7 protein-coding genes and 2 tRNA genes are annotated in these 10656 nt (G+C 59.2%); 6 read left to right on the top strand and 3 right to left on the bottom strand.

Annotated elements, in window-relative coordinates:
- The first annotated feature begins 158 nt into the window (after positions 1–158).
- The 3 genes from ACVW0R_RS13005 to ACVW0R_RS12995 all read left to right on the top strand — a co-directional run bounded on the left by ACVW0R_RS13005 (position 159) and on the right by ACVW0R_RS12995 (position 3598).
- Complete coding sequence (locus ACVW0R_RS13005; protein ID WP_041438293.1) at positions 159–395, top strand: DUF3148 domain-containing protein; 237 nt, start codon at positions 159–161, stop codon at positions 393–395.
- Positions 396–598: 203 nt separating this feature from the next.
- A complete protein-coding gene (gene serA, locus ACVW0R_RS13000) occupies positions 599–2182 on the top strand; it encodes a phosphoglycerate dehydrogenase (protein WP_099812151.1) in 1584 nt (527 codons plus the stop codon).
- 102 nt (positions 2183–2284) lie between these two features.
- Positions 2285–3598 (top strand): bifunctional folylpolyglutamate synthase/dihydrofolate synthase, encoded by a 1314-nt coding sequence (locus ACVW0R_RS12995; RefSeq protein WP_240527673.1) that lies wholly within the window; start codon positions 2285–2287, stop codon positions 3596–3598.
- A 62-nt stretch (positions 3599–3660) separates the two neighbouring features.
- Here ACVW0R_RS12995 and ACVW0R_RS12990 read toward each other — a convergent pair.
- Positions 3661–3734, bottom strand: a tRNA-Pro gene (locus ACVW0R_RS12990).
- Between the two features lie 305 nt (positions 3735–4039).
- Here ACVW0R_RS12990 and ACVW0R_RS12985 point away from each other — a divergent pair.
- Positions 4040–4240 carry a hypothetical protein gene (locus ACVW0R_RS12985; protein WP_041438291.1) on the top strand — a complete coding sequence of 67 codons (201 nt, stop codon included), beginning with the start codon at positions 4040–4042 and terminating at the stop codon, positions 4238–4240.
- 328 nt (positions 4241–4568) lie between these two features.
- On the opposite strand, the gene ACVW0R_RS12980 is transcribed toward ACVW0R_RS12985, so the two are convergent.
- Positions 4569–5015: a hypothetical protein gene (locus tag ACVW0R_RS12980; protein ID WP_011430201.1), complete on the bottom strand. Its 447-nt coding sequence runs from the start codon at positions 5013–5015 to the stop codon at positions 4569–4571.
- A 157-nt stretch (positions 5016–5172) separates the two neighbouring features.
- Here ACVW0R_RS12980 and ACVW0R_RS12975 point away from each other — a divergent pair.
- Positions 5173–5245, top strand: a tRNA-Arg gene (locus tag ACVW0R_RS12975).
- Here the strand turns inward: ACVW0R_RS12975 and ACVW0R_RS12970 are convergent.
- Positions 5246–7882 (bottom strand): sensor histidine kinase, encoded by a 2637-nt coding sequence (locus tag ACVW0R_RS12970; protein ID WP_457502167.1) that lies wholly within the window; start codon positions 7880–7882, stop codon positions 5246–5248.
- Positions 7883–8798: 916 nt separating this feature from the next.
- Here ACVW0R_RS12970 and ACVW0R_RS12965 point away from each other — a divergent pair.
- Positions 8799–10556 (top strand): primary-amine oxidase, encoded by a 1758-nt coding sequence (locus ACVW0R_RS12965; protein WP_457502166.1) that lies wholly within the window; start codon positions 8799–8801, stop codon positions 10554–10556.
- Positions 10557–10656: the final 100 nt, after the last annotated feature.

The following is a 10656-nucleotide window of genomic DNA, read 5'->3' as shown; positions in this document are numbered from 1 at the left end:
GGAGAAGTCAGGAAGAGGTTGTTTGAGCTATGAAACTATATCAACGACCCCCATCATGGGTAAGCGACTAAAGTGGCTAGCGGGCTTTTCCGCCCTGCACTCAAGTGCGGGGCTACCAAGCTATCCTTTTGTTGTGTAGCGTCGATGCTTGTGGGGTCATGTCTGAAGCTCAAGATTTGCTGCCGGTGGGGGCGAGGGTTGAGGTGGTAGAGATGCCTCCTTACTTGAAAACGGCTGACCCGATGCCGATGTTGCGCCCCGCCCATTTGATTCGGCTGCACGAACAAGGGGTGATCTTGCAGCGGCGGCTGTTGGGCACCTACAGTGTGCAGTTTGCCAATGGCATCTTTTTAATTGACGGCAAGTACCTGGCTCTTGTGGGATCCCGCCCGTGAGCGCCCCATCTCCGCCGGAGCTCAGGAGACTGGGACTTTTGCTCTTTGGGAGTTGCGGGTCTTGCGCGTGCCGGCGGACTTTCGCGGTAGATTAAAGGGTGCCGGCTGAGGTTGGGTCAACAGGGTGGCTGGGATCCAGCCTAGCTTGCAGTATTGGCTCTTCTGCTTCTGTTGCCCTACATCCGATTAGGCTATCGTCGCTTATGCCCAGAGTTATCGTCACGGATCCCATCGATCAGGCGGGGATCGACATCCTCTCCCAAGTGGCCCAGGTGGATGTGCAAACCGACCTTACGCCGGAGCAGTTGATCGCGGTCATTCCCAACTACGACGCCATCATGGTGCGCTCCGGCACGCGGGTCACCCGCGAGGTGATCGAGGCGGGGACGAACTTGAAAATCATCGGTCGGGCGGGGGTGGGCGTGGACAACATCGACGTGGCTGCCGCCACCAAAGCTGGGATCCTAGTGGTCAACTCCCCTGAGGGCAATACGATTGCTGCCGCCGAGCACGCCATCGCTCTGATGATGGCCCTCTCCCGCCACATCGCCGATGCCAATGCCTCTCTGAAAGCGGGCCAATGGAAGCGGCAGGAGTTTGTCGGGGTAGAAGTCTACAAAAAAACGCTGGGGATTGTGGGATTGGGTCGCATTGGATCCCATGTGGCCCAGATTGCCAAGGCGATGGGGATGCGGCTTTTGGCCTACGATCCCTACCTTTCGATGGAGCGGGCGGAGCAACTGGGGGTGCGCCTAGTGGATTTCAAAACCTTGGTGCAGGAGTCAGACTACATCACCCTGCATGTCCCCAAGACCCCTGAGACCACTAACCTGTTCAACGCTGAGACCTTCCGCATGATGAAGCCGACCGCCCGCCTGATCAACTGTGCCCGCGGCGGCTTGGTGGACGAGCAAGCCCTTTATGAAGCTCTCAAGTCCGGCCAAATTGCGGGGGCGGCCCTGGACGTCTTTGCCGACGAGCCCCTCAGCAAAGACTCACCTCTCCTTTCCTTGGGCAAGGAGATCCTGCTGACACCTCACCTGGGGGCCTCTACCGAGGAGGCGCAGGTCAACGTAGCCATCGACGTAGCCGAGCAGATCCGCGATGTGTTGTTGGGGCTGCCTGCCCGTTCTGCCGTGAACATCCCTGGCCTGCAGGCGGAGGTGCTGCAAAGCCTCAAGCCCTACCTGGACTTGGCGGAAACTTTGGGCAACTTAGTGGGCCAGTTGGCGGGGGATCGGGTGAGCCAGTTGGAGATCCGCCTCCAGGGATCCCTTGCGGAAAAAGATGGCCAGCCGATCGTCATCGCCGCGCTCAAGGGGCTTTTGACGCTGGCTCTGCGGGAGCGCGTCAACTACGTCAATGCTTCCATCGAGGCCAAGGAACGAGGCATTCGCGTGGTGGAGACGCGAGATCCCTCTTTGAAGGATTACTCCGGATCCCTGACGTTGATTGCCCACGGCCCCAACGGGGTGCGTTCTGTTTCGGGGGCGCTGATCGGGGAGCGGGAGGTGCGCATCACCCAGATCGACGAGTTCCCGGTGAATGTGCCCCCCTCCGCCAACATGCTGATGACCCTGCACCGGGATATGCCGGGGATCATCGGCCGCATCGGCACCCTGCTGGGGGCCTACAACGTCAATATCGCCAGCATGCAGGTGGGGCGCAAGATCATCCGCGGCGATGCGGTGATGGTGCTCAGCCTCGACGATCCTCTGCCAGATGGGATCATCGAAGAGGTGTTGAAGCAGCCGGGTATTCGCGATGCTTTTGTGGTGAACCTTTGACGGCTTCTGCCGCCACTGGGGAAGTGCGCAACCGGCCTGAGCAGAGGGGAGGGCAATCTCTTTGCTGGGGTTGGTGGGGATATCTTGAGTTGAGGTGAACGCTTGAGTCCGAATCACTTGCCGCCGACGGGTGGGATCTCAACCTGGGATTGGCCGGGGTTTCTGGAGTCGCTAGGCCACTTTGGCGTCGACCTCAGCCTGGATCGCATGCAGGTTTTGCTGCAGCGCCTGGGCCAGCCCCAAGCCGGGATCCCAGCCATCCACGTGGCCGGCACCAACGGCAAGGGATCCGTCTGCGCCTGGGTCAGCCACGCGCTGTGGGCGGCGGGCTATCGCGTCGGTCGCTACACCTCTCCCCACCTGGTCAATTGGCGGGAGCGGATCTGGCTGAGCGGCGAGTACATTTCGCCAGGCGACTGGAGCCGGGTGTTGGCCCAAGTGCGAGATTGCCTGCAGACCTACGCTCCAGGCGAGGCTTCCCCCACCCAGTTCGAGGCCATTACCGCCGCTGCCTGGCTGTACTTTCGGCAGCAGAAGGTGGACATTGCCGTGATGGAAGTGGGGCTGGGGGGGCGGCTGGATGCCACCAACGCCGGCATCGAGCCGGTAGTGACCGCCATTACCTCCATCGGCTGGGATCATTGGCAGCGTCTGGGCAACAGCCTGGCGCAAATTGCCTTTGAAAAAGCCGGCATTCTCAAGCCGGGGATCCCGACTGTGTGCGCGCCCCAACCCCCTGAGGTGATGGCCGTGATCCGGGCTAGAGCCGAGCAGACGGGCAGCCCCCTGCGGGTGGTGGAGCCCCTGCACTGGGCCGGTCCTCAGACTGTCTGCTGGCGGGATCAGGTGCTTACCCTGCCTCTTGCCGGTGAGGTGCAACTGATCAATGGGGCGGTAGCTCTGGCCGTTGTGGAGACCCTGCAGGAACAGGGTTGGCGGATCCCAGATGTCGCTGTCGAGAAAGGATTTGCCCTCACCCGTTGGCCGGGTCGCCTACAGTGGGTGCAAATTGGCTCCCGCCAGCTGCTGCTGGATGGGGCCCACAACTTGCCCGCCGCCCAGGCGCTGCGCCGCTACCTAGATGAGCACCAGCCCGGCCCCCTCACCTGGTATATGGGCATTCTCACCACCAAAGACGTCAAGGGCATGCTCGCCACCCTGCTGCGGCCGGGGGATCGCTTCTTCGCCCTGCCCCTCTTCGGCCACGCCGGAACCCATCCGCAAGAACTGGCCCACCTGGCCCAGATCTTGCAGCCCCATCTTCGCTCTGTCCAGGCGCTGCCGGATCTTGCCGCTTTACAAGCCCAACTGCAGCAGCCGGCTGACCTCGACGAGCCGCCCGCGGTTATCTGTGGATCCCTATACCTCTTGGGCCAGGTGATGCAAGCTTGCCTGGGATGGGATCTGGCCTGCTGAGGTTCCTGCCACCAGTTTGGCCGAGCGCCCGGAGACCCCTAGCGCTTCCCCTACCGGCCCCATCGGGATGACAGGATTTGAACCTGCGGCCCTCTGCTCCCAAAGCAGATGCGCTACCAAGCTGCGCTACATCCCGCTCTTGTAATTATGGCAGATGATCAGCTAGAAAGCGCAGGAGCCCCGCCCTGTACCTCCCTAGATCCCCCCGCCCCCCTGCCCCCCGTATACGGGGGGTTGGGGGGGAAGGGGGGCGGTCGGAGCCGGGTAGTGTACGCCAGAGACGAAGAAAGTGTAACGATTTCTCCAACAATTTCGCCGATGTTCTTTAAGAGATTTTGGGGAAGCCAGACAAACTTTTGCGTTATCTGACAAGAAGGTGAAGGAGAAGGGGAGGTTCTGGCTCCTGCGGTAGAAAGGTAGTGGGGCGAGTTGGCCTTGTCTATGTCCGATGAGCTGCTGCGTGCAATCCGCAGACGCGACCTAGAGGCCGCCACCTCAGCCGTGCAGCGCTTGCGTTCCCGCCACCTGAGCGAGGCTGTGATTACCTCGATGGTGATGGTGGCCGTGGAGCGACTGGCCTGGGATGAAGGCGATCGGGCCGCTGCCAGTTGGTTGCTACGTCACTGCTCCAGACGGCGCTGAAGGGATCCGGGCCGAGCGAACGCCTAAAGCACCTGCTGCTCGCGGAGAACCTCGGCCAGCAACCCCGCCAGGGAAGCGGCGATCCCGACCATCGAACACTAGCTCTGCCGTATTGCCCTCCCGGCCAAGGATGAGGATCCCTGGACGGAACACCTCCAGATTTTCAGCTAGAAACCGCAGGAACCCCCCCTATCCCCCCGCCCCCCTGCCCCCCGTATACGGGGGGTTGGGGGGGAAGGGGGGGCGGTCGGAGCCGGGTAGTTTACAGACGAAAACTCATTATGCTCTATCCCTTCCCACCGTCTATACGGTGGGAAATTCCGCGCATTTAAGTGCGCGCCAGCCAGCGCCGCAGCGGATGCCAGGCGGGCAAAGACAAAATCCAGCGGGACTGGCGCTCCAGCATCAAGCGCTCAATAGGATAGAGCCCAAACAGCTCGTAGCGGCTTTGGGCGATCAAGATCCCCAGCGTGAAGCTGACGCAAAGCAGCAAACCAAAGGTGGGCCAGCCGGGCCGGTAAAATAGGGCATAGCGCAGGCCTGTCCAGGTGAAATGGTTCCACAGGCGAACAATATCTGCCCGCAGCGCCCAAAGGCTGGGGATCCCGACCAGCAGCCACAACAGGCCCAGAAAGAGGAAGCTGCCGCCATGGTAGAGGCGCAACAGGCGCCTGGCTGGCGGAGAGAGAGATTCCAGGCCGGGAGGGTTTTCCGACCCCCAGCCGCGAGCAGCCTTCTTTTCCTCGACTGAGCTAGGATCGCGAGGCGATGACATCGAGATCCCGGTTCTCCAAACCAAGACCTTGTCATGATAACTTTAGCGACTGGGATCCCCAAACGAAGCTCCTTGGGGGGCATTAAGAGAGCGGGTTAAGCCGCGTAGCCGACCTCAGAGAGGAAACTCCTCCAAGGATATAATGGCTCTGCAGCTTGCCTTGCTAGCTCAATGGATAGAGCACCGACCTTCTAAGTCGATGGTTGCAGGTTCGAGTCCTGCGCAAGGCGCTAGGTGGATTCGCCTGGGATCCCGGCTTGTGGCGTTCGACTTTGAGAGGGGCACCACACTCGAAAGATGACTTGGCCAGAGTGACTTGCCACCGTCAGGGATCCCTCCAAGATCTCCATAGCCTTTTTGGCCAACGCCAGGCCCAGGCCCGTTCCCCCGGCCTTGCGGCGATCCAACTGCGGGATACGGTAAAACTTCTCAAACAAGCGGGGCAGCGCCTCTGGAGGAATTTCCACCCCTGTATTGCCCACCTCGATCAGCCAGCCGGGACGGCCCTGTTGATGGCTCTGGCTAAAGCGCAAACAGATGCTTTCCCCAGCCGGCGTGTACTTGCAGGCGTTGTTCAAAAGTTCGCCCACCACCCGCGACAACAGGCTCTCATCCGTGCAGAGGGGCAAAAGGTCGGGATCCCATTCCACCTGAAACTGTTGGCCTTGCTGCGCAGCCCGCAGCCGGAAGGGCTCGCAAAGATTGGGGATCCATTCCTGGGGAGATAAACAGGTAAGTCTGAGGGCTTTGTTTCCGGACTCGAGGGCTTGCAATTCCAACAGGTCGTTGATCAACTCCAGCTCGCGGTTGGTCTCCATCTCCAAAATTTGAAAGTAGCGCCTTTCCCGCTCAGTTAGGTTGGCTTTAGATAGAAACCCAATAGCCAGCTTCATGTTGGTGAGAGGTGTGCGCATTTCGTGGGAGACCATGTGCAGAAACTCATCTTTGAGTTGGTTGAGCTCCTGCAACTGTTGCACCTGACGCTGGATCGTTTGATAAAGACGTGCTTGGCGAATGGCGATGGCACATTGGCCGGCTACCCGTTGGATAAGCCGTTGTTCCCGCTCGGTAAATATCTGCCCCGGTGGACGGGATCCACAAATATTCCCCAAAACAAGCAGTTCCTCGTGTTGAGCTGTCAGATCCCTTTTGTCGCAAATGGGAGCGATGATCAGGGTGTAGCGGTCGTGGTTGGGCCAGCAGGGGTGATGGAAGTTGCTCAATTGGCAAAGCTGTCCGCGCTGGAGCTGACGAAGCACATGGGCGAAATCCGCAAACGAAACCTCCAGGGGGAAGCGCCGGATCCCTTCTCCGGCCAAATAGTCCACCGCCAAAACGCTGACCTGCCGCTCTGGGTCATACAGGGCAATGGTGCAATTGGATAGGTTCAAGCTCAGGGCCAGTTCTCGGGCTACCGTTTCCAAGATTTTTTGTTCATCCAAAGTGGAGCGAATTTCTTCGGTGATGAGCTGGAGTAGCGCTTCGTCGTTGTAAGCTTGTTCGAGCTCTGCGTTGGTCTGTTGCAGCTTTTGATAAAGCTCTGCCTGCTGAATGGCCACTGCCAGGTGCTCCCCGATGGCCTTGGCCAGCTCGATCTCGTCGGTTTGCCAATCCGGATCTGAGGTCAGGCGCCGCAGGGACAGGGCACCCCACACTTTTCCCTGGCAAGCCACTGGGATCACCAACCAAGGGCCCAGGTGGTATTCTCGCTTTTCATGGATAGCAAAGGGATCCAAAACTTGCTCGGGATCCGGCGCATGAAAAACTTGCAGCTGCTTCAAGTATTGGATGGCCACAATGTCTGGACTATCCGGGATGTGCAGGTGAAGGGCAGTGGGCAGATCAGGCGATTGGACGTAGCTGGCAACACCTAACCATACAGCCTCAGCCGGCAGGTACTGGTAAAGGGTAACCCGTGCTGCCTGTAACACTGCCCTCACTTCCCGGACTGCCACATCAAACAGGGTGGGCAAGTCGAGCGAGGCGTTGATGGCCTGAATGAGCTGGCTGAACAGCCTTTCTCGCTGCAATTGCCGCTGCAGCTTCAGCTCGGCTTGCTTACGAGGGGTGATGTTTCTAATGATCATCAGGACTTGATCTTCCTCATAGGGGACGATGCGAGCCTGCCGATATTGGGGCTGAGGGGATCCCTCTGGGCAGGGGTATTCGATCTCTTGAGCTTGCCGGGTTGCCAAGGCCAGCTCCAGATGCTCGCGAATGGCTTGGGCTGTGGGCTCTGCCGCACCGGCGCAGGCGACCTCAGGAAACAGCTCTTCAAGGGTTTTGCCCAAATAGTAGGCAGGGGGATGGGGGACAGAAAAATGGCTGGGCGGCTTGAACTCCAGACAGCGGCCCTGGCGATCCAGACGAAGCAGCATGTCGGGCAGGGCTTCCAGGAGCTGGCGATAGTGGCGCTCTCGCTCGGCCAAGGTGATCTCTAATTGCTTGCGCTCGCTGATGTCCAGGGTAACGCCGACAATCTCGCCGGGATCCCCTTTCGGCCCCAAGAGCACAATCCCCTGGGAAAGCTGCCAGCGCATCTGGCCGTCGGCCTGGTAAACCCGATATTCCACCGAAAAGTTGGGATCTCCCTCTACTGCCTTGGGCCCAAGCGTCTGAAAAGCTTCTCTCACCCTTTGGCGATCTTCCGGGTGAACGTGCTGCAAAAACACTTCCAGGGTGAAATCTTGGCCGGGATCCAGCCCGTATTTGGCCTTGCATTGGGGAGAGGCACTCAACTTCCAGGTGCGCAAATCCAGTTGCCAATAGCCCAGTTGGGTGGCTTCTAAGGCCAAATAGAGATGCTCTGGATAAAAGCTGCCGTCTCCTGGCCGCACTGGCACCAGGCGGTATCGAGTTGAAGCCATCTCCCTCACCAGATTCTATGAGCCCTGCCTCATTGTGGACGATTTTCAGGAGACGTGAGGGATCCTACTATTCGAACTGTTAGAAATTCCTAACCTTAAGCATGGCTTCAGGGTAACTCTTAGATATGTGTTCTCCGACACCAAACCTTCAACTTGAGCTGGAGCTGGACTTCAACTTCACGGGGAGAAGGCCTAGGGTCACACCCTGCTGATGCGACCGGGAGGCTTTGGGCCGGGCTTGTGGGAAAGGGGGGTGCCTCTGCTATAGTATCGTCAGTTGCATTTCGGATCCCAAGTGGTGGGATCCCCCTGGCAGGTAGGGTCGGGGCAGGTTTCGAGACATTTTTGCGTTTTCGGGAGAGGTCGACGTTGGGTTGTGCCTTCTCGGTGTGAGCTTGCCCTTAGCCTGCGTGAAGCGTTTCTTCTTTTTTATGCTTTCCTGTGCAACGTTAAGCCTGACGTTTAATCACAGAAAACTTCTCCTGCTCTCGAGTTTGGGTTTATCTGTAGTAAGACCTGTATTCAGATTTTCCCGATGGGTTGACGGTTTCCTGTTCGCCCTGGCGCGGCTTCTCAAGGTGCCGTTGCCCTCTTCATTTGGTTAGCGGACGGGGAAACAGAAGATTGCTAGATCTGGACAATTAGCAGGGCCGAGGTTGTCTTCACTTCCTTGGGCTTTGGCTTAAGTTTTCCTTTCCCCGGGTATCTCTTGCAAAGTTGCCCGATGTTGGCGATGGCAACAGGATAGTCTGTTTAGCCTGCTGTTAGGTTTTCTGGATTTTCTGAGTTGGGTTGATGGGCTGGCCCGCGGCATGGCGAGCGAAGGGATCCCTTTGACCTTTCTCAGCAGACTTCTCCCTATTTTTTCCTAGCTCAACTCAATCATTTTCCAACCGAAGAATTCAAGGTTATTGCTGTGGTTTGTGAAGTTTCTCCCAGTTTGCATCGACAGCATCAGTCGAGCGAACCTTCGTTGCCCCAAGGCCACCCCTTGGATCCCCTTAGCGCCGAGGAAATGCGGCAGGTGGTGCAGATCCTGCGCCGGCAACGGCCCCTCAGTTCTCAGTGGCGCTTTGTAACCATCCAGCTACACGAGCCGGATCGGCCTTGGATGGAAACTTGGCAGCCGGGGCAGCCGTGGGATCGGCAGGCTTTCGTGGTGCTGTTGGATCCGGCCAGTGGCAACACCTACGAAGCCGTGGTCTCTCTGTCAACACAGCAGGTGCGCTCTTGGCAGCTCATTCCGGGCGTGCAGCCCCCCCTGTTGGATGATGAGGTGTACGCCTGCGACCGCCTGCTCAAGGAGGATCCCCAGTTTTTAGCGGCTTTGCAGCGCCGAGGCATTGCCGATGTGGATTTGGTGATGGTGGACTACTGGACGGTGGGCTACTTTGGGATCCCGGAAGAAGAAGGGCGGCGGCTGGTGCGAGGCTTTTGTTTCCTACGTACTTCCCCTTGCGACAACGGCTATGCCCGCCCCATCGAGGGGCTCTACCCCTGGATTGACCTCAACCGCATGCAAGTTGTCAAGGTGGAGGATCGGGGTCTGTGGCCCTTGCCGCCGGAGTCCGGTAACTTCGACGAGCTGTTTTTCAAAGATTTTCGCCAAGACTTGAAGCCACTAGAAATCACTCAGCCCCAAGGGGTGAGCTTCCAGGTGGACGGCCACCACATCCGCTGGCAGAAGTGGGATCTGCGCATCAGCTTTAACCCGCGAGAGGGGCTCGTCCTCCACCAGGTGAGCTACGAGGATCAAGGCCGCCTTCGCCCCATTCTCTACCGCGCCTCGGTAGCCGAGATGGTGGTGCCCTACGGGGATCCGCGAGATCCCCACTGTCGCAAAAATGCCTTTGATGTGGGGGAATACGGCATTGGCATGCAGGCCAATTCCCTGCGCCTGGGCTGCGACTGCCTGGGGGAGATCTACTACTTCGATGCCTGGCTGCCCAGCAACAGCGGCGAGCCCATGCTCCTCAAAAACGCCATCTGCATGCACGAAGAAGACTTCGGCGTGCTCTGGAAGCACACCGACTGGCGCACGGAGCGAGCCCAGGTGCGGCGCTCGCGGCGGCTGGTGCTCTCTTTCTTTACCACCATCGGCAACTACGACTACGGCTTTTTCTGGTACTTTTACCAGGATGGCACCCTGGAGTTCGAGGCCAAGCTCACCGGCATTATCAACACCTGCGCCACCCTGCCGGGGGAGGAGCCGGAGTTTGGCGTCTTGGTGGCACCCCAATTGTCTGGCCTCAACCACCAGCACTTTTTCACTGTCCGCCTCGATATGGCGGTGGATGGGCCGGGCAACTCCCTCTACGAAGTGCATGCCGAGCCGCTGCCGCCGGGGCCGGATAACCCCTACGGAAACGCCTTCCGCGCCCGCTCCACCCTGCTCAAAACCGAGCAGGAAGCTAAGCAAACGGTGGATCCCTTGCGGGGGCGCTACTGGAAGATTGTCAACCCCAACCGCCACAATCGCCTGGGGCAGCCGGTGGCCTACAAGTTGATCCCAGGAGAAAATGTCCAGCTCCTGGCCCACCCCGACTCCTGGCTGTATCGACGGGCGGGGTATTTGGCCCACCACCTCTGGGCCACACCCTATCACCCTGGCGAAAAGTTCCCGGCGGGGGACTACCCCAACCAACACCCCGGTGGGGAAGGGCTGGTGAAGTGACATCTTCTCCCGCTAAGCCCTGACGGGCTGTAGACGGGAGCTTCCGAGAATCACTTCCCGGAGTTGCTGCTTCAACGGACTGGTAAACCAGGATCCTCCA

This window comes from Thermostichus sp. MS-CIW-15 (assembly GCF_054060575.1).
This window is presented reverse-complemented; position numbering and strand designations above follow the sequence as displayed.